This is a genomic window from Pseudomonas sp. S2_F03 (assembly GCF_054668335.1).
In genome coordinates this window covers 1,317,973-1,341,474 of sequence record NZ_CP162759.1, presented here as the reverse complement: position 1 = coordinate 1,341,474, position 23,502 = coordinate 1,317,973, and the positions used below count along the sequence as shown (strand labels likewise).

16 protein-coding genes and 3 pseudogenes are annotated in these 23,502 nt (G+C 59.9%); 11 read left to right on the top strand and 8 right to left on the bottom strand.

Going from position 1 to position 23,502, the window contains the following annotated elements; translation table 11 throughout:
- Positions 1-4 precede the first annotated feature (4 nt).
- Both AB4N76_RS06400 and AB4N76_RS06395 read right to left on the bottom strand, forming a co-directional pair.
- On the bottom strand, positions 5-994 hold the full coding sequence (locus tag AB4N76_RS06400) for a 2-hydroxyacid dehydrogenase (protein WP_046031621.1): 990 nt from the start codon (positions 992-994) through the stop codon (positions 5-7).
- Positions 995-1,198: 204 nt separating this feature from the next.
- Entirely contained in the window at positions 1,199-3,952 is a 2,754-nt protein-coding gene (locus AB4N76_RS06395; RefSeq protein ID WP_077431471.1) for a response regulator, read from the bottom strand.
- 214 nt (positions 3,953-4,166) lie between these two features.
- Between AB4N76_RS06395 and AB4N76_RS06390 the strand changes: the two genes are divergently transcribed.
- From AB4N76_RS06390 to AB4N76_RS06355, 8 genes and pseudogenes are all read left to right on the top strand, one after another.
- Positions 4,167-4,895: a response regulator transcription factor gene (locus AB4N76_RS06390; protein WP_046031623.1), complete on the top strand. Its 729-nt coding sequence runs from the start codon at positions 4,167-4,169 to the stop codon at positions 4,893-4,895.
- On the top strand, positions 4,882-6,306 hold the full coding sequence (locus AB4N76_RS06385; RefSeq protein WP_046031624.1) for a sensor histidine kinase: 1,425 nt from the start codon (positions 4,882-4,884) through the stop codon (positions 6,304-6,306). The genes AB4N76_RS06390 and AB4N76_RS06385 overlap by 14 nt, the downstream gene beginning before the upstream one ends.
- A gap of 183 nt (positions 6,307-6,489) precedes the next feature.
- A pseudogene (locus AB4N76_RS06380) lies at positions 6,490-7,500 on the top strand (PDDEXK nuclease domain-containing protein).
- Positions 7,501-7,608: 108 nt separating this feature from the next.
- Positions 7,609-8,511, top strand: a complete 903-nt coding sequence (cysM, locus tag AB4N76_RS06375) for a cysteine synthase CysM (RefSeq protein ID WP_046031625.1) — start codon at positions 7,609-7,611, stop codon at positions 8,509-8,511.
- A complete protein-coding gene (gene rlmD / locus AB4N76_RS06370) occupies positions 8,511-9,863 on the top strand; it encodes a 23S rRNA (uracil(1939)-C(5))-methyltransferase RlmD (RefSeq protein ID WP_077431473.1) in 1,353 nt (450 codons plus the stop codon). The genes cysM and rlmD overlap by 1 nt, the downstream gene beginning before the upstream one ends.
- Before the next feature lie 123 nt (positions 9,864-9,986).
- Positions 9,987-12,230 carry a GTP diphosphokinase gene (relA, locus tag AB4N76_RS06365; protein ID WP_460164277.1) on the top strand — a complete coding sequence of 748 codons (2,244 nt, stop codon included), beginning with the start codon at positions 9,987-9,989 and terminating at the stop codon, positions 12,228-12,230.
- A gap of 114 nt (positions 12,231-12,344) precedes the next feature.
- On the top strand, positions 12,345-13,178 hold the full coding sequence (gene mazG, locus AB4N76_RS06360; RefSeq protein ID WP_046031628.1) for a nucleoside triphosphate pyrophosphohydrolase: 834 nt from the start codon (positions 12,345-12,347) through the stop codon (positions 13,176-13,178).
- A gap of 28 nt (positions 13,179-13,206) precedes the next feature.
- Entirely contained in the window at positions 13,207-13,749 is a 543-nt protein-coding gene (locus tag AB4N76_RS06355; protein WP_109785180.1) for a DUF2058 domain-containing protein, read from the top strand.
- A gap of 83 nt (positions 13,750-13,832) precedes the next feature.
- Here the strand turns inward: AB4N76_RS06355 and AB4N76_RS06350 are convergent, their stop codons facing one another.
- The 6 genes and pseudogenes from AB4N76_RS06350 to AB4N76_RS06325 form a co-directional block, all read right to left on the bottom strand.
- Positions 13,833-14,021, bottom strand: a complete 189-nt coding sequence (locus AB4N76_RS06350; protein ID WP_046031630.1) for a hypothetical protein — start codon at positions 14,019-14,021, stop codon at positions 13,833-13,835.
- A 405-nt stretch (positions 14,022-14,426) separates the two neighbouring features.
- Positions 14,427-15,648: pseudogene (gene fabB / locus AB4N76_RS06345) on the bottom strand (beta-ketoacyl-ACP synthase I).
- A gap of 11 nt (positions 15,649-15,659) precedes the next feature.
- Positions 15,660-16,175, bottom strand: a complete 516-nt coding sequence (gene fabA, locus AB4N76_RS06340; protein ID WP_003227150.1) for a 3-hydroxyacyl-[acyl-carrier-protein] dehydratase FabA — start codon at positions 16,173-16,175, stop codon at positions 15,660-15,662.
- 247 nt (positions 16,176-16,422) lie between these two features.
- A pseudogene (locus AB4N76_RS06335) lies at positions 16,423-18,323 on the bottom strand (ATP-binding protein).
- Entirely contained in the window at positions 18,320-19,252 is a 933-nt protein-coding gene (locus AB4N76_RS06330; protein WP_077431476.1) for an ABC transporter substrate-binding protein, read from the bottom strand. Before AB4N76_RS06330 ends, AB4N76_RS06335 begins: the two are co-directional and overlap by 4 nt.
- Positions 19,253-21,376, bottom strand: a complete 2,124-nt coding sequence (locus AB4N76_RS06325) for a TonB-dependent receptor plug domain-containing protein (RefSeq protein WP_077431478.1) — start codon at positions 21,374-21,376, stop codon at positions 19,253-19,255.
- A gap of 196 nt (positions 21,377-21,572) precedes the next feature.
- Between AB4N76_RS06325 and AB4N76_RS06320 the strand changes: the two genes are divergently transcribed.
- Genes AB4N76_RS06320 through sixA form a run of 3 tightly spaced genes read left to right on the top strand, consistent with a single transcriptional unit; the run spans position 21,573 to position 23,430 of the window.
- Positions 21,573-22,598 (top strand): NAD(P)H-dependent glycerol-3-phosphate dehydrogenase, encoded by a 1,026-nt coding sequence (locus AB4N76_RS06320; protein ID WP_046031635.1) that lies wholly within the window; start codon positions 21,573-21,575, stop codon positions 22,596-22,598.
- A gap of 32 nt (positions 22,599-22,630) precedes the next feature.
- On the top strand, positions 22,631-22,978 hold the full coding sequence (locus tag AB4N76_RS06315) for a DUF4389 domain-containing protein (RefSeq protein ID WP_460164276.1): 348 nt from the start codon (positions 22,631-22,633) through the stop codon (positions 22,976-22,978).
- On the top strand, positions 22,975-23,430 hold the full coding sequence (sixA, locus tag AB4N76_RS06310; RefSeq protein ID WP_460164275.1) for a phosphohistidine phosphatase SixA: 456 nt from the start codon (positions 22,975-22,977) through the stop codon (positions 23,428-23,430). Before AB4N76_RS06315 ends, sixA begins: the two co-directional genes overlap by 4 nt.
- The last annotated feature ends 72 nt before the right edge of the window (positions 23,431-23,502 follow it).

Genomic DNA, 23,502 nt, shown 5'->3' with positions numbered 1-23,502 from the left:
CCGGTCAGCCCTCGACCCGATTCTGCGGCGCACCGGCAGCCCAGGTTGCGATGTTCTGCAGGGTCGTCGCAGCAATCGCGCCCAGGGCTTCACGGGTCAGGAAGGCCTGGTGCGCGGTGATGATCACGTTCGGAAAGGTCAGCAGCCGCGCCAGCACATCATCCTGCAACGGGAGGTCCGAGCGATCCTCGAAAAACAGCTGCGCCTCTTCTTCATACACATCCAGCCCCAGATAGCCCAATTGGCCGTCCTTTAACGCGTCAATCAGCGCCGGCGTGTCCACCAGGCCACCACGCCCGGTGTTGATCAGCATCGCGCCGGGTTGCATGTGTGCCAGTGACTCGCGATTGATCAGGTGTTTGCTCTGCTCGTTGAGTGGGCAATGCAGGCTGATGATCTGCGACTCGGCCAGCAGCTGCGGCAAACTCAGATAACGCGCGCCCAGGGCTTCGACTTGCGGGTTGGGGTAGGGGTCATAGGCCAGCAACTGGCAGCCGAAACCATTCATGATCTTGGCGAACGTCGCGCCGATCTGCCCGGTGCCGACCACGCCGACGGTCTTGCCCACCAGATCGAAGCCGGTCAGCCCGTGCAGGCTGAAGTCGCCTTCGCGGGTGCGGTTGTAGGCTCGGTGCAAGCGGCGGTTGAGTGCCAGGATCAGCGCCACTGCGTGTTCGGCCACGGCGTGTGGGGAGTAGGCCGGGACACGCACGATCGTAAGGCCCAGGCGTTTGGCCGCAGGCAGATCGACATGGTTGTAACCGGCCGAACGCAGGGCGATCAGGCGCGTACCGCCCGCGGCAAGACGTTCAAGCACCGGGGCGCTGAGGTCGTCATTGATGAAGGCGCAGACCACCTCGTGCGCGTCTGCCAGCGCCACGGTATCCAGGCTCAGCCGCGCTGATTGAAAGTGCAGCTCGATTCCGGCGGGCAGGTCGGCGCCCAGAAAGCTGTCACGGTCGTAAGTCTGGCTGCTGAAAAGTATCGTGCGCATGCAATCCTCCATTTAACTCATGCTGTAGGTAGCAGCTGGCGAAGCCTGCGTCCGGCGGCGCAGCCGTCGTAAATCCGGCAAACGCGGTTTCCCTGAAAGAGCGCAGTGCCTGATTTTACGACGGCTGCGCCGCCGGACGCAGCCTTCGGCAGCTGCTACACGGGCCAGCTTAGCGCCGATGGTGATCGGCGCCATTGCGCTGTGTCAGGCATTGATCCGGGCGTGAGCGGCCAAGCGATTGATCGCTCGTTCGAGCTCCTCCAGTGCGCCGGGCGCTTTCGGGTCCTGTTGCTTGAGCAGTGTTTCACTGCGCTGGCAGGCGGCGCGCAGTTGCGGGACGCCACAGTAACGGGTGGCCCCGTGCAGGCGATGGACACGCTCGATCAATGCCGTCTGGTCGTTGCTGTCCCGGGCAATGCGAATGGCCTCGCGGTCGGCTTCAAGCGAGGCCAGCAACATCGCAAGCATGTCCGCCGCCAGATCCGCCTTACCCGCCGCCAGGCGCAAACCTTCTTCGGGGTCGAGTACCTGCAAGTCATGTGCGCTGCCGTGGCTATCGCTGGAACGTTCCGGCCCGTGGTTGCGCAATGCCAGGCCTGTCCACTTCAGCACCACTTGCGCCAGTTGCCGCTCGCTGATGGGCTTGGTCAGGTAATCGTCCATGCCGCTTTGCAGCAGCGCACGTTTTTCATTGGCCATGGCGTGAGCGGTGAGGGCCACGATCGGCAGCGGTGTGCAATGCCGTTCACTTTCCCACTGACGAATCGCTTCGGTGCTTTGGCGCCCGTCCATGCCGGGCATTTGCACGTCCATCAACACCAGGTCGAAGGTTTCGGTCTGCACGGACTTGACCGCCGCGTAACCGCTGTCCACGGCCAATACCTTGGCGCCCATGTCTTCGAGCAGGGTTTGCACCAACAGCAGGTTGGCCGGGTTGTCGTCGACGCACAGCACCTTCGGCGCACGACTCGACACCGGTTCGCCGGGTTCGCTGCGCTGCTGGCGCGGGTTGACCAGATCGGACAAGGCACGACGCAGTTTGCGGGTGCAGGCCGGTTTGGCCTGAAGCTGACTGTGCGGGTTCGGCACCGAGAGATGGAACAGCGTCTGCTCGGTGGTCGGGCACAGCACCAGGACTTTGCAGCCCAGGTGTTCGAGGTCCCAGATGTGCTGGTTCAGTCGCTCCGGTGGCATGTCGTTGCTGGTGATGCCAAGTACCGCCAGGTCGATGGCCTGATCGGTCTGGTGCGCGCCGGTCACGCCATTGGCCAGGCTTTCCAGGGTGTTGAACGGCGTTACGCTCAGGCCGCAGTCTTCCAGTTGGTGCTGCAACGCCTGCCGGGCCAGTTCATGGTTTTCCAGCACGGCCACCCGACGCCCGAGCAGGGGCGCGGCAGGCAGGTCTTCGGCGTCATCGCGAGTCTTGGGCAGGCTCAGGCTGATCCAGAATTCCGAACCTTCACCCGGTGTGCTGTCGACGCCAATTTCGCCACCCATCTGTTCGATCAGTCGCTTGGAAATTACCAACCCCAGGCCCGTGCCGCCGGGTTGCCGGGACAACGAATTATCGGCCTGGCTGAAGGCCTGGAACAGTGCGCGCACGTCCTGGTTCGACAGGCCGATGCCGGTGTCCTGAATGCTGATGCGCAGTTGCACGCTGTCTTCATGCTCTTCTTCAAGCATGGCGCGGGCCACGATGGTGCCTTCGCGGGTGAACTTGATCGCGTTGCTCACCAGGTTAGTGAGGATCTGTTTGAGTCGCAGCGGATCGCCGACCAGCGACAGCGGCGTGTCGCGATACACCAGGCTCACCAGTTCCAGCTGTTTGGCATGGGCCGCCGGGGCGAGAATGGTCAGGGTGTCCTGGAGCAGGTCGCGCAGGTTGAACGGAATATTGTCGAGCACCAGTTTGCCGGCCTCGATTTTCGAGAAGTCGAGGATTTCGTTGATGATCCCCAACAGGCTGTCGGCGGATTTTTCGATGGTGCCCAGGTAGTCGAGCTGGCGCGGCGTCAGTTCGCTTTTTTGCAGCAAGTGCGTGAAGCCGAGAATGCCGTTGAGCGGCGTGCGGATTTCATGGCTCATGTTGGCCAGGAACTCGGATTTGATCCGGCTTGCTTCCAGGGCTTCCTTGCGCGCCAGGTCCAGCTCGATGTTCTGGATCTCGATGGTTTCCAGATTCTGGCGCACGTCTTCGGTGGCCTGGTCGACGCTGTGCTGCAATTCTTCCTGAGCGTTTTGCAATGTGCCGGCCATGCGGTTGATGCCGGAGGCCAGTTCATCCAGTTCCTGGCTGCCGAGCGGCGGCAGGCGGGTTTCCAGATGCCCGTCCTTGAGTTGCGCCACCGCCAGTTTGATCTGGCTGATCGGCCGGTTGATGGTCCGGCCCATCCGCAGGGCCAGCAGCGCCGCGCCGGCCAGGCCTGCGGCAATCATCAGCAGGCTGGCGAACAGGCTGCGGTAGCCGCGTAACAACATGCCGTTGTGGGATAACTCGATTTCGACCCAGCCCAGCAGGCGATCGGCTTCTTCGGGGATCAAGTCGCCGGCCAGGTTGCGGTGTTTGCCGAACACCGGCAGCAAGTAGCGCGTCGCATCATTGCCGCTGCGGCGCAGCATCTGCGAACCGGTGCCCAACGGTGCGCTGTTGAGCATGGTCGGGCCGGCATGGGCGAGCGACGTGCGGTCAGGGGCGAGGAACGTCACTGCGCGCACGTCCGCGGTTTCCAGCGCCTGGGTGGCAATGCGCTCCAGCAGTTCACTGTCCTTGTGACTCATGGCCGGAGCCACCAGGGGCGCCAGTTGTTCGGCAATCATTTCGCCGCGCTGCAACAGTTGGGTTTGCAGGTCGGATTGCTGCATCCAGGTGAAATAGCCGCCCAGGACCAATGCCATCAGAGTGGTTGGCAACAGGGTCAGCAACAGCACGCGGCCTTTAATTCCCAGTTTCGTGAGCACGCATCTCTCCTGCATCCAGCGATTGATTGACCTGCGTGTACGTCCGGTACGCGCCACCCGGGCAGTGTAGCGATTTGCAGGCAGGCAATCTTCGTAAAATTGATGTCGTCATTCGTCGGCTGGCGGGCGGCTTTTGCCTCAAAGGCAAACCTTGGGTTGCCCATCGATGGGCAATCTTGAATAATCATCAACTGAGAATTATTTGCAGATACTCATGACTCCCATCTCTATCGGCCACCCCCGAATCCTTTCCATCGAAGACGACCTGGTGCTCGGGGCGTATGTGCATGAGCATTTGGGCCGTTGCGGCTTTCAGGTGACCTGGTGCCAGAACGGCCAGGAAGGTCTGGCCATCGCGCGTCAGCAGGCCTTCGATGTGGTGTTGATGGATATTCTGTTGCCGGGCCTCGACGGGCTCAATGTATTGACGCAGTTACGCCAGAGCCACTCCACGCCTGTGGTGCTGATGTCCGCGCTGGGCGCCGAAGAGGATCGTATCAGCGGTTTTCGCCTGGGCGCCGATGATTACTTGCCGAAACCCTTCAGCATGGCCGAATTGCGTGTGCGCATCGAAGCGATCCTGCGCCGGGTGGCGCTCGACCGTCGACCGCCACCGGTGCCGTCAGCGGTTGAAAGCGAGACGGGCGGCCTGCGTTTTGACGATGAGCTGTGCGAAGTTTTTCATGGCAAACACGCCGCCGGCCTCACCCGCAGCGAGTATCGATTGCTGGAAACGCTTAACCGCAGCGGTGATGAAGTACTGAGCAAAGCCTTCCTTTATCAACACGTACTGCAACGCGGCTACGCGGCCCATGACCGCAGTCTCGACATGCACGTCAGCCAGATTCGCCGCAAGCTCAAAGGTATCGGCTACACCGCGCGCGAAGTGCGAACGGTGTGGGGCAAAGGCTACGTATTGAGTGCGGCCGATGAAGTGGTCTGACCTGCCGGGGCGGCACTCACTGTTCTGGAAACTGGCGTGTTTGCTGGTGGCGTTCTGTTTGCTGATGATCTGGCTGAGCTGGTCGTGGGGCCGGTACATGGAGCAGCGCAACCAGTTTCTGTCCGATGAGGCCCGACGCACCCTGGCGGGCTATGCCGTCGAGGCTGAACAGGCGTGGCGCCAGGGACAAAGTGACGGCGTCGATCGTTGGCTGCAGGGGATGCAGGAACGCGAAAAGGGCTGGGTTGGTGTCATTGGCGGTGATTTGCAGACATTGAGCAATCAGCCACTGACGGGCAAGGAAATCGAGCGTCTGACCTTTCTGCGTGGCCTCGATTGGCCTATTCACAAGCAAGGCCGACCTTGGCTGCGCATACCGTTTCCCAGTGATCCAAGCGTCGGCAATCTGGTGATCGAACTGCCCCAGCGGTTCTTGCCCGGGCGTTACAGGACCTTCTGGCGCGTGATTACCAACGGGGTGATTCCAGGGCTGTTTACCTTGCTGCTGTGTGTCGGCCTGTATCGACTGCTGGTGGTGCCGTTGAACAGTCTGCGTGAACAGGCCAACGCCTGGCGCGCCGACCAGTTGAATGTGCGCTTGTCGAGCAGCACCACCAATCGTTCGGATGAACTCGGTGAGCTGGGCAGGGCCTTCGATCACATGTCCGAGCGCCTGCAAAGCACGGTGGCCCTGCAGCAACAATTGTTGCGCGACCTTTCCCACGAACTGCGCACGCCGCTGAGCCGCTTGCGGGTGGCCAGCGAAAGCGAGCAGGAGCTGACAGCGTTGCGTGAGCGCATTGGCCGGGAAGTCGATGGCATGCAGCGTCTGGTGGAAGACACGTTGCAACTGGCCTGGCTCGACACCGAGCGATCACCGCTGCCCGATGAGGCGATCCAGATTCAGGCTCTGTGGGAAATGCTCACGGAAAACGCCTGCTACGAAAGCGGTTGGCCGGTCAGTCAATTGCGCTGCACGGTGGACTCGACCTGCTGGGTTCGCGGCAACCTCAACACCCTGGCGCAGGCACTTGAAAACATCCTGCGCAACGCTATTCGTCATTCGTCCGAGGGCGGCGTTGTAAGTCTCGGTGGGCAGCGCGATGGCGATTTCTGGCATGTGTGGCTGGAAGATCAGGGCGGTGGGGTGGCCGAGGCGGATCTTGAACGGATCTTTTCGCCGTTTACTCGGCTAGACGGTTCGCGACCGGGGGATGGCGGGTTTGGCTTGGGATTGAGCATTGCCAGGAATGCGGTGCAGCGTCAGGGCGGGCAGCTTTGGGCCGAAAACACCGGGGTTGGGTTGCGACTAAATATGCGGTTGGTGGCTGAAATTGATGGTGTGAGTGATGACGCCATCGCGAGCAAGCTCGCTCCTACAGTACAGGTGTGTCGCCCACAAAGGGTGTGATCACCCCGATCCCCATGTAGGAGTGAGCCTGCTCGCGATGAGGCCCTCCCAGCCACCAAGAAGCTGGTTTTTCCGGAGTGTTCCCGTTCTTTTGTACGACCTTTCCTAAAGGGTATTGCCGACACCTACTGCCTGACTTAACGCAATAGACTCGCGTTTTTTCTCGGCCTCAAGGAGTTCGGCATTAATCCATCCAGCGCCCCCGACGACCGCTTCAATGAAGTGCTTGCACTGATTCAAAGTGCCAAACAGCAGGCGATGCAGGCGGTGAACACCCAGCTGATCGAACTGTATTGGCAGGTCGGTGCTTACATCAGTCGCAAACTCGAAAAAGCCGAATGGGGCGATTCTGTGGTCGGTCAGTTGGCGGGACATCTGGCTCAGACTCAACCTGGGTTGCGCGGATTTACCCGGTCGAATGTGTTCCGCATGCGCCAATTCTATGAGATTTATTGTACGGAGGAGAAAGTCGCACCACTGGTGCGACAATTGTCCTGGTCGCACAACCTGATCATTTTCGGCCAGAGCAAACGCTCGGAAGAGCGGGAGTTTTACGTCCGTCTGTCGGTTCAAGAAAAATGGTCGAAGCGCGAACTGGAGCGTCAGTTCAAAGCAGCACTGTTCGAGCGAAGCGTGACCCAACCAGCAAAAACCTCAGCGATGCTGAGACAAACCCACCCGGCAGCACTTGAGATATTCCGTGACGGCTACATGCTCGAGTTTCTCGACCTGCCCGGTGGCCATGCCGAGACCGATCTGCAAAAAGGGTTACTGGCGCGCCTAAAAGAATTCCTGAGCGAGCTCGGTCGCGACTTCTGCTTTGTCGGTTCCGAGTATCCGCTGTAAGTGGGTGGGTGTGATTTTGCATTGGATCTGCTGTTCTTCCACCGTGGCCTTAATTGTCTTGTAGCCATTGAGCTGAAGGTCGGTCGTTTTAAGCCGGAGTACCTGGGCAAGCTGGACTTCTATCTGGAAGCGCTGGATCGCAATGTACGCAAGCCCCACGAAAATCCGGCCATTGGTGTGTTGCTGTGTGCCAGCAAGGATGACGAAGTGGTGGAGTACGCCCTGAACCGCAGCCTCTCACCAGCATTGATCGCCGAATATCAAGTCCAGCTTCCAGACAAGCAATTGTTGCAGGCCAAGTTGCATGAGTTCTATGCGTTGAATGTCGCGCATGAAGAGCAATGCTGAGGCAGCCGCTTATTCCCATAAGCCATAAGCACCGCACTTTGCGTGATATGGCCTGCGAACGTTTGCCGGTATGATAGGCGCCCCCGCAGTCTGGATTGCGAATACGCCATGACCTTGCAGTACCCAACCATCGCCGATTGCGTCGGCAACACTCCGCTGGTCCGTTTGCAGCGCCTGCCCGGCGTCACCAGCAATACCCTTTTGCTCAAGCTCGAAGGGAATAACCCGGCGGGTTCGGTCAAGGACCGTCCGGCGCTGTCGATGATCACCCGCGCCGAGTTGCGCGGGCAGATCCACGCCGGCGATACGTTGATCGAAGCGACTTCGGGTAACACCGGGATTGCGTTGGCCATGGCCGCCGCGATCAAGGGTTACAAGATGATCCTGATCATGCCGGATAACTCCAGCGCCGAACGTAAAGCCGCGATGACGGCTTATGGCGCCGAACTGATCCTGGTCACCCAGGAAGAAGGTATGGAAGGCGCCCGCGATCTCGCTCAGCGGATGGAAGCCGAAGGCCGTGGCAAGGTGCTGGACCAGTTCGCCAACGGCGACAATCCGCAAGCGCACTACACCACCACCGGCCCGGAAATCTGGCGTCAGACCGAGGGCACCATCACCCATTTCGTCAGTTCGATGGGCACCACCGGCACCATCATGGGTGTCTCGCGCTACTTGAAAGAGCAGAGCGAGAGCGTGCAAATCATCGGCCTGCAACCGATGGAAGGCTCGGCGATCCCGGGTATCCGCCGCTGGCCGCAAGAATACCTGCCGAAGATTTATCAGGCTGATCGCGTAGACCGCATCGTCGACATGGCGCAAAGCGAAGCCGAAGACGTGACCCGTCGTCTGGCCCGCGAAGAAGGCATTTTCTGTGGCGTGTCCTCGGGCGGTGCAGTGGCAGCGATGTTGCGACTGTCCAAAGAAGTTGAAAACGCGGTGATCGTCGCGATCATCTGCGACCGTGGCGACCGTTACTTGTCGACCGGCATTTTCGACGCGCCCAACTGATGGCCAAGCACGAGAGAGGCCTGCGCTTCCAACCCACGGGCGGCAGCAAGGCCCCACAAATCCCGACCGGCAAAAAGCAGCGCTTGACCATCGAGCGCCTGGCCAATGACGGTCGCGGTATCGCATTTTTCGAAGGTCGCACCTGGTTCGTCATCGGCGCATTGGCCGGTGAAGACGTCGAGGCGCGGGTGTTGGGTGCCCACGGCAAAGTGGTCGAGGCGCGCACCGAACGCGTGTTCCAGGCCAGTGAACTGCGACGCCCGGCGCCGTGCCCGCATGCCGGTCGTTGCGGCGGTTGCAGCGTGCAACATCTGCCACACAACGAACAATTGGCCCTGAAACAGCGCATGCTCGCCGAGCAGCTGTCGAAGGTCGCCGGTGTCGAACCACAAGAATGGGCGGCGCCGTTGAGTGGCCCGGAATTCGGTTACCGCCGTCGCGCCCGGGTTGCAGTGCGCTGGGACATGAAGGCGAAAAAGCTCGAGGTGGGTTTCCGCGCGGCGGGCAGTCAGGACATCGTCGCGATTAACGAATGTTCAGTGCTGGTTCAGCCATTACAGCCGATCATGACCCGCTTACCGGAAATGCTGCGTCGCTTGAGCAAGCCTCAGGCGCTGGGGCATGTGGAATTGTTCAGCGGCTCGTCGCTGGCGGTCTTGCTGCGGCACATGGCGCCGTTGTCTGACGCAGACCTGACGATCCTCAAGGATTTCTGCGCGTTCCACGAAGCGCAGTTGTGGCTGCACGGTGACGGCGAGCCGCAACCGGTCGATGCCGATCAGTCGCTGGGTTATCGTCTGGCGTCGTGGGATCTGGATCTGGCGTACCGGCCGGGAGATTTCATCCAGGTCAACGCCGGCGTCAACGAAGCGATGATCGCCCAGGCGCTGGAATGGCTGAAGCCGCAACCGGATGAACGCGTTCTCGACCTGTTCTGCGGGTTGGGCAATTTTGCATTGCCGCTGGCCAAAGCCGTTCGCGAAGTGGTGGCGGTCGAAGGTGTGCAGACGATGGTCGAGCGTGCTGCCGCGAACGCCGCTAGCAATAATCTGAATAACGCGAAGTTTTTTCAGGCCGATTTATCCCAGCCTTTGGCTGATGCCGAATGGGCCCGCGAAGGCTTTTGTGCGGTACTCTTGGACCCACCGCGTGACGGTGCTTTCGAGGTGGTGCGCAAGCTCAAGACCTTGGGCGCCGAGCGATTGGTGTATGTGTCGTGCAACCCGGCAACGCTGGCGCGCGACACGGTTGAGTTGATCAAGCAGGGCTACCGGTTAAAACGTGCCGGGATTCTCGATATGTTTCCTCAAACGGCACATGTCGAGGCCATGGCGTTATTTGAAGCGAGCTAGGATGGCTCGTCTGGTCCGACTGGCCCGCCCGTGCAGCGCTCGCATGAGCCCCGTGAGCGCAATCGGGCAACGAAGGTCAGCGATTTGACGCATTGAATCTGCGTCGTAGGGAAGGTAAGCAAGATGGTACAGGTGAGAGCACACCAGCCGATCAACACAGACGGCAGTATCAATCTCGAGGCTTGGCTCGATCATGCGGTCAGTGTCGATCCGGCACTGGATCGCGAAGCCTTGAAGGAGGCGTGCGAGTTCGCTCGCATGTCGGAACAACAGGCCAATGCGGCGAAGAATCTCTGGTCCGAAGGGACCTCGAGTTTCCGCACGGGCCTTGAGATCGCCGAGATTCTCGCCGACCTCAAACTCGATCAGGATTCACTGGTCGCCGCGATCTTGTACCGTGGCGTGCGCGAAGGCCAGATCGAGTTGCCTGCCATCAGCCAGCGCTTCGGCCCGGTGGTGGCCAAGTTGATCGATGGCGTGCAGCGCATGGCGGCGATCAGCGACAGCTTGAGCCCGCGCAAATCCCTGGTGCTGGGCACTCAGGGCCAGGTCGAAAACCTGCGCAAAATGCTGGTTGCCATGGTCGATGACGTACGCGTCGCACTGATCAAGCTGGCTGAACGCACCTGCGCGATTCGTGCGGTGAAAACCGCCGACGACGAAAAGCGCAATCGCGTCGCCCGCGAAGTCTTCGACATCTATGCGCCACTCGCGCACCGTCTCGGTATCGGTCACATCAAGTGGGAGCTGGAGGACTTGTCCTTCCGTTACCTTGAGCCTGACCAGTACAAGCAGATCGCCAAGCTGTTGCATGAGCGACGTCTGGATCGCGAACGCTTCATCAGCGACGTGATGACCCAACTCAAAAACGAATTGCAGGCCACCGGCGTCGATGCCGACATCAGCGGCCGGGCCAAACACATCTATTCGATCTGGCGCAAAATGCAGCGCAAGGGTCTGGAGTTCAGCCAGATCTACGACGTGCGCGCCGTTCGCGTGCTGGTGCCGGAAATGCGCGATTGCTACACCGCGCTCGGCATCGTCCACACCTTGTGGCGGCACATCCCGAAAGAATTCGACGACTACATCGCCAACCCGAAAGAGAACGGCTATCGCTCGCTGCACACGGCGGTGATCGGGCCTGAGGGCAAGGTGCTGGAAGTGCAGATCCGCACCCACGCCATGCACGAGGAAGCCGAGCTGGGCGTGTGCGCGCACTGGCGCTACAAGGGCACCGACGTCAAATCCGGTTCGAACCACTACGAAGAGAAAATCTCCTGGCTGCGTCAGGTCCTCGAGTGGCATGAAGAGCTGGGCGATATCGGTGGCCTGGCGGAACAGCTGCGGGTCGATATCGAGCCGGACCGGGTCTACATCTTCACCCCCGACGGTCACGCCATCGACTTGCCCAAAGGCGCGACACCGCTGGACTTCGCGTACCGGGTGCACACCGAGATCGGCCACAACTGCCGTGGCGCGAAGATCAACGGCCGGATCGTGCCGCTCAACTACAGCCTGCAAACCGGTGAACAGGTCGAGATCATCACCAGCAAGCACGGCACCCCGAGCCGCGACTGGCTGAACCCTAACCTGGGCTACATCACCACCTCGCGGGCGCGGGCGAAGATTGTCCACTGGTTCAAATTGCAGGCGCGTGACCAGAACGTCGCGGCCGGTAAAACCCTGCTCGAGCGTGAACTCAATCGTCTGGGCTTGCCGGCGGTGGACTTCGAAAAGCTGGCCGACAAGGCCAACATGAAGACCGCCGAGGACATGTTCGCCGCATTGGGCGCCGGTGATTTGCGCCTGGCGCAATTGGTGAACCTGGCGCAGCAACTGGTCGAGCCGGAACGCGGCAACGAACAGCTAGAGTTGATACCGCGCAAAGCCACCGGCTACAAACCGGGCAAGCGTGGGGACATCCAGATCCAGGGTGTCGGCAACCTGATGACGCAAATGGCCGGCTGCTGCCAGCCATTGCCGGGCGATGCCATCGTCGGTTACATCACCCAGGGTCGTGGCGTGAGCATTCACCGTCAAGACTGTGCCTCGGTGCTGCAACTGGGCGGGCGCGAGCCAGAGCGGATCATCCAGGTCAGCTGGGGGCCGGTGCCGGTGCTCACTTACCCGGTGGACATCATCATCCGCGCCTACGACCGCTCCGGGTTGCTGCGTGATGTGTCGCAGGTGCTGCTCAACGAGCGGATCAACGTGCTGGCGGTCAACACCCGCTCGAACAAAGAGGACAACACCGCGTTGATGTCCCTGACCATCGAGATTCCGGGACTGGATGCGCTGGGGCGGTTACTGGGGCGGATTTCCCAGTTGCCGAACATCATCGAAACCCGCCGTAACCGGACGCCGTGAAACCGATCCCTGTAGGAGCCGAGCTTGCTCGCGATGGCGATTTACCTGATGTACCGCTATCGCGAGCAAGCTCGGCTCCTACGGGTTTTGCGATTCAGATGCAGAGACTGATTGATGTATTCACTTGAAGACTTGCTGCACTTGATGAACCGGCTGCGCGACCCGCAGTTCGGTTGCCCGTGGGACATCAAGCAGACCTACGAAACGATCGTCCCGCACACCCTTGAGGAAGCCTACGAAGTCGCTGACGCCATTGAGCGCGGTGACTTCGATCACTTGCAGGGTGAGCTGGGGGATTTGCTGTTCCAGGTGGTTTATTACAGCCAACTGGCGCGCGAAGAAGGGCGCTTTGAATTCGCCGGCGTGGTCGACAGCATTACCCGCAAGCTGATCCGTCGTCACCCTCATGTGTTTCCTACCGGTGATCTGTATGCGCCGGTGGACATCCCGCGACTGAGTGAAGAGCAGGTCAAGCAGCGCTGGGAAGAGATCAAGGCCGAAGAGCGCGCCGAGAAGTCAGCGGCACCGTTGCAATTGTCGTTGCTCGACGATGTACCGGCCGCGCTGCCGGCATTGTCGCGCTCGGCGAAACTGCAGAAGCGCGCCGGGCAGGTCGGTTTCGACTGGCCAGACGCGTTGCCGGTGCTGGACAAGGTCCGCGAAGAGCTCGATGAAGTGCTCGAAGCGATGGCCGACAATGACTCGGCAGCGATTGCCGATGAGGTCGGTGACCTGTTGTTTTCGGTGGTCAATCTGGCGCGTCATCTCAAGGTCGATCCGGAAACCGCACTGCGTGGCGCCAACGGCAAATTTGAAAGACGCTTCCGTTTTATCGAACAGGCATTGCGCGACACCCACCGTCCCATAGAAGATTGCACCCTCGAAGAGTTGGACGCCCTGTGGGGTGAAGCCAAACGTCAGGAAAAGAATTTGACCAGCTGCGGTTGAGCAGTTGCCTAAGTGAGAAACAAGCACCATGAGCATTTCCCTTCGCGACCAGTTACTCAAAGCAGGGCTGGTCAACCAGAAGCAGGCCAAGCAGGTCAGCAAAGACAAGCAGAAACAGCAGCGCCTGGCCCACAAGGGCCAGATCGAACTCGATGATTCCCAGCAGCGTGCAGCGCAGGAAGCCATGGCCGAGAAGGTCAAGCGCGACCAGGAGCTGAACCGCCAGCAACAGGAAAAGGTCGAGGCCAAGGCTCGCGCCGCTCAGGTCAAGCAATTGATCGAAGTCTCGCGTCTGCCAAAGCTGACCACCGAGGACTACTACAACTTCGTCGACGACAAGAAGGTCAAGCGCATCTGCGTCAATACGCTGATGCGCAACAAGCTCAGCAACGGATCGCTGGCCATCGTGCACCATGCTGGCGGTTACGAAGTGATCCCGCGTGAAGCGGCACTGAAGATTCAGGAGCGCGATCCACAGCGTATCGTGCAGATGAACGTGAAGACAGAAGAAGTGGCGGCCGAGGACGATCCGTACGCGGCCTATCAGATCCCGGATGATCTGATGTGGTAAGCCGTTAAGTGCTTCATCAACGACAAACCCCGCTCATGGCGGGGTTTGTCGTTTTCAATGCTGTAGTTGCTCAGGCGCAGTGGCTAGGCGGATAGCAGCGCTCTTTGCTGTTCCAGTGTTTCGAGTTCCGCTTTGTAGTTATGCGCGTCAGTCTCGGAGTGAAACATCCCCACCAGCATGTCTTGTTGGTGGACATCCCAAATGCGGATACCGGCGGCTACACCCTCATGGGATTTATGTGAATCGTCGCGTTCAGTTACTTTTACAGTCATCTGCTAGCTCCAATCTCAATTACCTGCACCAAGGCATGTGCAGGCCTCTGTTATATGAGTTGTTAGCTTGCTAAGTAAACTGACGGATCTGGAAACAGACTTTTGCAGATTTGAATAAAATCCTGCAGCCCTTTAAGTGCGCGACATTCGGTCGCAGGCCCGTTGGTTTCATGACAAAAGCTTCATGTTCGACGGGCTCTTTGTAGCAGCTGGCGAAGCCTGCGTTCGGCTGCGCAGCAGTCGTGAATCAGGCAATGCGGTGTGCCAGGAAGACTGGATGCTCAGGTTTACGACTGCTGCGCAGCCGAACGCAGGCTTCGCCAGCTGCTACAGGGGATATGTCAGGCACAAAAAAAACGCCCCGAACCAGTCGGGGCGTTTTTCAATACAGCGAAACGGCGGGTATTACTTACCAGCCCAGCGCTTGAGTACCAGCGTGGCGTTGGTGCCACCGAAACCGAAGCTGTTGCTCATCACGGTGTCGATGGTGGCGTTTTCGCGAGTCTTGGTCAGGATTGGCATGTCTGCCACTTCTGGGTCCAGCTCGTCGATGTTGGCGGAGCCTGCCATGAAGTTGCCTTCCATCATCAGCATGCAGTAGATCGCTTCGTGAACGCCGGCGGCGCCCAGGGAGTGACCCGACAGGCTTTTGGTGGAGCTGATGGCCGGAGCCTTGTCGCCGAACAGTTCGCGCACACCTTTCATTTCCATGACGTCGCCGACCGGAGTCGAAGTGCCGTGGGTGTTCAGGTAGTCGATCGGTGCGTCAACGGTGGACATGGCCATCTGCATGCAGCGGATGGCGCCTTCGCCGCTTGGGGCGACCATGTCGTAGCCGTCGGAGGTCGCGCCGTAGCCAACGATTTCCGCGTAGATCTTCGCGCCGCGCGCCAGAGCGTGTTCCAGCTCTTCGACCACGACCATGCCGCCACCGCCAGCAATGACGAAACCGTCACGCTTGGCGTCGTAGGCACGGGAAGCTTTTTTCCGGGGTTTCGTTGTACTGGCTGGACAGTGCGCCCATGGCGTCGAACAGGAACGATTGGCTCCAGTGTTCTTCTTCGCCGCCGCCAGCGAATACGATGTCCTGCTTGCCCATCTGGATCTGTTCCATGGCGGTACCGATGCAGTGAGCACTGGTGGCGCAGGCAGAAGCGATGGAGTAGTTCAGGCCCTTGATCTTGAACGGGGTGGCCAGGCAAGCGGAAACGGTGCTGCTCATGGTCCGCGTTACGCGGTATGGGCCAACGCGCTTCACGCCTTTCTCGCGCAGGATGTCCAGCGCTTCCATCTGGTTCAGCGTGGAGGCACCACCGGAACCGGCGATCAGGCCGGTACGCGGGTTGGAAACTTGTTCGTCGCTCAGACCGGAGTCAGCGATGGCGTCTTTCATGGCCAGGTAGGCGTAAGCCGCCGCGTGGCCGACGAAGCGATAGATCTTGCGATCGATCAGCTCTTCGAGGGGAAGGTCAATGGAGCCGGAAACCTGGCTACGCAGACCCATTTCGGCATATTCCGGGTTGAACCGGATGCCAGGGCGGCTTGCACGCAGGTTAGCGGAGACGGTCTCTTTGTCATTGCCCAGGCACGAAACGATGCCCAGACCAGTGATAACGACGCGGCGCATGCGAATAACCCTTAGAAGTTGTCAGTGGAGGTAAACACGCCGACCCGAAGGCCTTCGGCGGTGTAGATTTCGCGACCGTCGACAGTGACCGAACCGTCGGCGATGGCCAGGTTCAGCTTGCCCTTCAGGACGCGCTTGATATGAATGTTATAGGTGACTTTCTTGGCGGTCGGCAGGACCTGGCCGAAGAATTTCACTTCGCCCGAACCCAGCGCACGGCCACGGCCCGGCAGACCTTGCCAGCCCAGGAAGAAACCGACCAGTTGCCACATGGCGTCGAGGCCCAGGCAGCCCGGCATCACCGGATCGCCCTCGAAGTGGCAGGCAAAGAACCACAGGTCCGGATTGATATCCAGCTCGGCGACCAATTCACCTTTGCCGTACTTGCCACCTTCTTCGCTGATCAGGGTGATGCGATCAACCATCAGCATGTTCGGGGCGGGCAGTTGCGCGTTACCTGGGCCGAACAGCTCACCGCGACTGCAGCGCAGCAGGTCTTCCCGGGTAAAGGCGTTTTGTTTGGTCATGCGAGCTCCTCAATAGTCCCATGCGGCAGGTGGGGCAAATCTTCCCGGCCGATCGAAGCGTTCATGCCTCGAACCGGCAGCCTACTCATAGACTATTGCGTTGTGGTGAAAGTCACAGCACCAAGGACATGAATGTACACTTGTGCACTGAAATTATTATTCAAGCCCCTTTTCGGGCCTGTTCGGGTGCCTAAGACTGCCGCACTTTCGCCTTTCACGCCAGTCGCAGATGGTCGAAAGGCCTGTACTACTGCACCCAGCGCTGCAGAATTTGCTGCAAATCAGTACGTTTGAAGGGCTTGGCCAGATAATCGTTCATGCCAGCCGACAAGCAGGCTTCGCGGTCGCCCTGCAACGCATTGGCCGTCAATGCAATGATCGGCAAGTTGGTGCAGCCGGGCAATTGGCGGATCTGACGGGTTGCTTCGTAGCCATCGATGATTGGCAGGCGGCAGTCCATCAGAATCGCTTCAAATACCAGGCTCTCGGCACTGCGCACCGCTTGCGCGCCATCGGTTGCGACGCTGACAGTAAAGCCCAGGCTGCGCAACATTGCTTCGATGACGGTCTGATTGACCGGGTTGTCTTCGACCAGCAGCACATTGCGCCCTTCGCCATCATCGTTGCCGGTCTGTGCCCGGGGTGTCAGTACGGGCAGCGGCTGCTTGTACAGTGCCAGCGGGATTTCCAGCGTAAACACCGAGCCCAGGCCTTCTTCGCTCTGAGCCTGCAAGGTGCCGCCCATGCGTTCCGCCAGTGTGCGGGCAATCGGCAGGCCCAGGCCGGTGCCACCGTAACGACGTGAAATGGAACTGTCGGCCTGCTGGAAGGCATTGAACATCAGCTCCAGGCTTTCAGCGGAAATACCGATGCCACTGTCGCGCACGGTGCAGGTGAACCACAGCAGTTCGTGATCCAGCGATTGCCACTGCGGTTCGATGCTCACGCGGCCGTGCTCAGTGAACTTCAAGGCATTACCGACCAGATTGACCAGAATCTGCCGGATCCGCGTCGGATCACCCTGCACTTGAAGGGCGCGCATGTCCTCGGGGATTTGCAACTGCAGGTCGAGGCCGCGCTGCAACGCGCTGTGCTGGAACGATTGGGCGCAAGTGCTGATCAAGTCCGCGAGGTTGAACGGGATGTGCTCCAGTTCCAGTTCCGAGCGCTCGATGCGCGAGAAATCGAGAATATCGTTGATGACCTTGAGCAGGTGTTCGGTGGACTCCGACGCCAACGCTGCGTATTCGATCTGCTCCTCGGTCATGTCGGTGGTTTCCAGCAATTGCAGCATACCGAGCACGCCATTCATCGGCGTGCGCAGTTCATGGCTCATCATTGCCAGGAAGTCAGACTTGGCATTGTTGGCCTTTTCCGCTTCCTCACGCGTCTGGATCAACTGTGCCATTGCCTGATGCTGTTCGCGGCTGGCTTGTTCGAGGCCGGCGGCGAGGTTGTTGATGTGTTGCGACAGCGCGCCCAACTCGGTGTCGTCGACAATCGGCAGGGTGTTTTGTATTCGCCTTCCTGAATCGCCTTCACCGCGTCGCCAATATCGCGGATCGGTTGGGAGAGGCTGCCCGCCAGGCGTCGGGCAACGAGAAAGGTAAACAGCAGGGTGAACAGCGCGAGGATCGCAGCCTTCAGCAAAATTTCCTGCTGGCGCTGGTTGAAGGCGTCATTCGACAAACCGACGATCACCCGACCCAGGTAGTCCTCGGAGGGGGTTGTGCTCGCCGCTTTGGAACCCTGGAAAAAATCATTGTTGAGCGCAATCCGCTGTAGCCGCACCGGTGCCTGAAACACTTCGACTTGCTGCGAGCGTCTGTAGGTTTCCGACGGCTGCTCGACGTACACCAATATCCGGTTGGCGTTGTCCTGGACCTCCAGAAATCGCACGTTCGGCGTGGCGAGCGTGGCCTTGAGCAAACTTTCGAGCACCTCGTTGTTCCCCGAGATCACTCCGTACTCGGTGGCGGGTGCGAGCTGGTTGGCGATCAATTGCCCGGTGTGGTTGAGCTCCTGGCGCAAGTCCTGGATCCGCACAAAGGTAAAGAAGCTGATCAGCAGCAACGTCAGCAACAGGGCAGGGCCGAGACTGATCATCTGGGTGCGGGTACTGATGTCCCAAGAGCGTCGGAGGGTCATGGACGGCTTTCTCCTTCAGCCAACTGGGTGGCGACAGATGTTTCATTCACCTGTTCAATTCCTAATGAACGAGCCACTTGCGGATTGCTTAACACTTTGAAGTGCTGCGGATAGAGAGCACGCGGCCAGCTCGGGGGTGGCAGGTCGAGCACTTCGTCGAGCACTTGCAGCCAGTCGCTCTGATCGCTGTAAGTGCTGGCCAGGCTGCCCGCCTTGACGAACGCGGCGTTGGGGCCGACTAATGCCAATTGCCGGGAATAGCTGCTCAGCAGCAGATTTTTTGCAGTTTTCGGGTTGTAAAGGTCGGGATCGTCAAGACCCAGCAATACGTCGCAATTTTTCAGCAGGGCCTGCAAAGGACGGCTGTCGTTGATGTTATCCCAACGCTCGGTGACCACTTCCAGGCCCAGCCCAAGGGCGGCCTCCCGTAATTCATTGAGCAGGAATTCGCTGTGACTGTCGTACAGCACACCGATGCGCCTGGCCTGGGGCAGGATGAGCCGGGTCAGGCGCAATTGCCGATCCAGCGGCGGATCGCTCCAGAGCAGGCTGAGGTACGGTGGAACGTTACTCCCGAAACGTTGCCGGGCTTGCAGGCGGCTGATACGCAGCACCAGCGTCGCCGGGCCCTGGGCCTCTTGCTGGCGCCAGTCGAGGCTCGGCAGGTCGAGCAGAATCAAGCGAGTGCCAGCGGGTAATTTGCCGGGCATTGGAAGGCTCGCCAGTGGCTGGAAACGCACACTGTCGGCCGGGCGCATTTCACTCAGCGCATGGACGAAGGATTGCACACCGGGGCTGTCTTCGGCACCGGTCAATAGAATGTCGGCGGCTTGTGCCGGCACGGCGCCCAACAGGCAACCAACCGCCAGGCACAACCCGACCAGCAGGCGGCCCAGTGGCGGCGATTTCCATGCCAAGCGCTGCAGCATTTAAAACGTCAGCTCCGCACTGAAGTAAAGCACTCGACGCTCGTCGTAATTGTTGTCGATGAACGTGGTGGGCTGGTTATCCAGACGTTGTTGAAGGACACCGGCCAGTTCCAGGTTGGCCTTGCCCAGGCCGATGCGTTTGGCGATGCGCGTGTCGACGCGCTCGAAGCGGTAACCGTTGAGCGCATCGTCGCCATAGTAGAAGAGCGCGCTGTTCCAGCCATAGCCCCAATCGCGCAGCCAACCGGCGGAACCACTGTTGCGCGCGGTCTGCTGCTCATCCAGCGGGTTACTCGCGTCGGCGTCGACATAGGCATAAGTCAGGCGTAGGCGGTCAGCGTTATCAAGACGCCAGTCCAGTTGCGTTTCAGCCCCGGAAAACCGCGCGTTGTTCGAGTTGCTGGCGATGTACTGGTTGTTGCGCAGCGGCTCGCTGATCATGTCGCTGATTTCGTCGTAGAACAGCTTCACATCGACGCTCAGCCCCAGTTTGGCGAAGTAGCCGTTGTAACCCAGCTCTCGCGAGCGCATGTGTTCCTTGTCGAGGTCACCCGGACCTCGGGTCTTGACGAAATAACGGGCGCTAGTCTGACCGTAGGCCGTGGGCCGCAGATTGGTCACCTGGTAACTCCAGTTGACGTTGTTTTCGAACATGTTCGGTGAGCGGATCGCTTCCGAGTATACGGCGCGCAAACCGTGACGCGGGGTGATCAGGTAATTGACCGCCACCCTCGGGGTCAGTGAGCTGCCGGTCAACTGCGTGTCCTCGAACATCGCCCCGCCCTGCAACAACCAATGCTCTGTGGCACGCCATTCGAGTTGGCCAAACGTGCGCCAAGTCGTGTCGTCGAGCGTCCCATTGAAATAGGTCTCGGAATCTGCCCGGTCATAACGATAGTTCATGCCGCTGACCAGTCGCAGGCTGTCGGACAGGCTGAGGGTGTCTTGCACTTCGAGGTCGTAGCGCGATTCACGGGCGCTCTGATCGATGTCACCACAGAGTGTTTGCCGCGCGCCGTTTTTCCATTGCGCCAGCACCTGATTGGCCAGCGCTTGTTCCGCTGGCGTGCCGCGAGGTGCGCCGGAACCGGTGAAGCGATCCATGTTGCGCGCCAGGCGTTCGGTGTAGTTTGGATTGAGCTGCCAGAGTCGGGTCAGTTCCGGGCTGAATGACACCTCGGCATCACAGGCGCGCCAGGTTTGCTGGCGATCCCAATGCTGGGCCGAACCCTGGATATAAAGGCTGTGCTCGGGATTCAAGTCCAGGTTCCAGCGCAAGGAGCCGGCGTAGTCTTTGGCGGTGACGTCAGAATTGTCCCCGGCGGCAGTAATCCCGGGGAACACCGGGCGGTAGGTATAGGGCCGCTGGTTGGTGCCTTCCTTCGCATTCAATTGCCAGTCGATGCTCTGGCTTTGCGTGAGCGTCTGGCTGACCGCGAGGTTAAAGCGGTTCAGGCGACGGCTGTCACGATAATCGGCCTCGTTGCGGTCCGAATCGAAACCGTCGTCTTGCTGGCCTGACAGGGACAGACGCAGGTCGCCACCGTCCCAACCGGTACCCTGGCTGGCGTAATAGTCGTTGATGCCGCGTTGGCCACGGGTCACTTTCACTCGCGTGCCATGGCTGTCGGCCGGGTTGCGCGTGATGATGTTGACCACCGCCATCAGCGCATTGGCGCCATAGCTGACGGTGTTCGGGCCGCGAAACACTTCGATGCGCTCGATGTCTTCCATGGCGACCGGGATATCACTCCAGTCCACCGTGGCGAGGCCCGCGCGGTATACCGAGCGACCGTCGATCAGCACTTGCATGCGCCGGGCCCCGGTGACGTTGGTGCCGTGGTAGTTCACGGCGGCTTGGTTGCCGCTGAGGTTGCCGACCATCATGCCGGGCACCAGCCGCAGTAACTCGCTGATGTCGCGCGCGCCGCTGTCGTTGATCAGTTCGCTGTCGATCACCGTCATGCTGCCCGGAACCGCCGCCGGCGACTGCTTCAGGCGGGTGGCCGTCAGCACTTGCGGGAGCGGTTCGTTGTCGAGAAACAAGTCGTCGGCCAGCAAGGACGGGCTGAAAATCAGCGCCAGGACCAGCGGCGAGCGGGGTGAAGGAGAAGCAAACGTCACGTCATACCCTTGATCGCGATAGGTTGGTGCGCATGTTAACCGAGCTTGTCTACTTTTCCATTGGCGATACCGGCATTTTCCTAGGATTTATCGGCCTTCTTCCTACATTTGTGGGTAATTGACGCAGGGGCTGGCCGCCACTGGGACGCTCCGTATAATGCCGACATCGCCACTGGTATGGATTAACGGATTGCATATGACTGAACAGCGCCCAATTGCGGTCCTGGGAGGCGGAAGTTTTGGTACCGCCGTGGCTAATCTATTGGCCGAGAACGGGCATCAGGTCCGGCAGTGGATGCGTGACCCCGAACAGGCCGAGGCCATTCGGGTCAATCGTGAAAACCCGCGTTACCTCAAAGGCATCAAGATTCTCCCGGCGGTAGAACCGGTGACTGACCTGCAAGCCACGCTGGATGCCTGCGACCTGTGTTTCGTCGCGCTGCCCTCCAGCGCCCTGCGTTCGGTCCTGGTTCCGCACGCCGAGCGGTTGAGTGGCAAGTTGCTGGTCAGCCTGACCAAAGGCATCGAAGCCCACACGTTCAAGTTGATGAGCGAGATCCTCGAGGAAATCGCTCCGCAAGCGCGCATCGGCGTGCTGTCGGGGCCGAACCTGGCCCGTGAAATCGCTGAACACGCATTGACCGCCACTGTGGTCGCCAGCGAAGACGAAGAGCTGTGCCAGCGGGTCCAGGCTGCGCTGCACGGCCGGACGTTTCGCGTGTATGCCAGCGCCGACCGTTTTGGCGTCGAGTTGGGCGGAGCGCTGAAAAACGTTTACGCGATCATTGCCGGCATGGCGGTGGCGCTGGGCATGGGCGAAAATACCAAGAGCATGCTGATCACCCGGGCGCTGGCGGAAATGACGCGTTTTGCGGTGAATCAGGGGGCCAACCCGATGACCTTCCTCGGTCTTGCCGGCGTGGGCGATTTGATCGTTACCTGCTCGTCACCGAAAAGCCGTAACTACCAGGTCGGGTTCGCCCTTGGCCAAGGCCTGAGCCTGGAAGACGCGGTCACGCGTCTGGGCGAAGTGGCCGAAGGCGTGAACACGCTCAAAGTGCTCAAGGCCAAGGCTCAAGAGGTCGGCGTCTATATGCCGTTGGTCGCCGGGTTGCACGCAATTCTGTTCGAGGGGCGCACGCTTGAGCAGGTGATAGGGCTGTTGATGCGCGGCGAACCGAAAACCGACGTCGATTTTATTTCCACCAGCGGTTTCAACTAAGCACGCTTTAAAACAAAGCAGGGGACAGCGACATGAACGATCCGAAAACCGAGTCCAAGTACGAATCCATCCTGCTGCGGGTGCTGTGGATGATCGTCTTCCTGCTGGTCTGGCAAGTGGCGCAGTTCATCCTTGGCGCGGTGGTGCTGGTTCAACTGATCTATCGTTTGTTTTATGGCGCCCCGAGCGCCAGCCTGATGAACTTCGGCGACAGCCTGAGCCAGCTCCTGGCCCAGATCGGTCGGTTCGGCACCTTCCACAGCGACCAGAAGCCCTGGCCGTTTGCCGATTGGCCGGCGCCGCGTACACCGGAAGGTGAAGCGCCGCACGTCGTGGCACCCGCACCGCATCCGGTCAGAGATGAGGAACCCAAGCTATGAAACTCTGGGTATTGCGTCATGGTGAAGCTGTACCACACGGATCCCGCCCCCACGATTCGGAGCGGGAGTTGACGGAACACGGTCGCAAGGAAGTGCTGAGCAGCGCTGCGCGACTGATGGGGCAACCGCTGACGGCGATCTACGCCAGCCCCTACCTGCGAGCGCAGCAGACCGCGCAAGTGGTGCGTGAAACGCTGGGTTTCGAGCCGGAGATCCGTACGGTCGATTGGCTGACGCCGGAATCGGACCCCGACAAAGTGGCTGAACAACTGGTGTCGGTGAGTAATGTACTGCTGGTCAGTCATAATCCGCTGGTCGGCAGTTTGTTGAGCTACTTGCAACATGGCGCCGGATACCCGCCGGAAAAAGTCAGCACTGCCGGGCTGGCCGAGCTCGAGCATTCAGAGCTGCTGATCGGCTCGATGACGCTCAACAGCATCAAGCACCCCTGATCCCGTCTCTATCACATTTAATTTTTTGTAAAAAATAGTCAACCAAGCACTTGCTTGGTTGACTACGCTTGC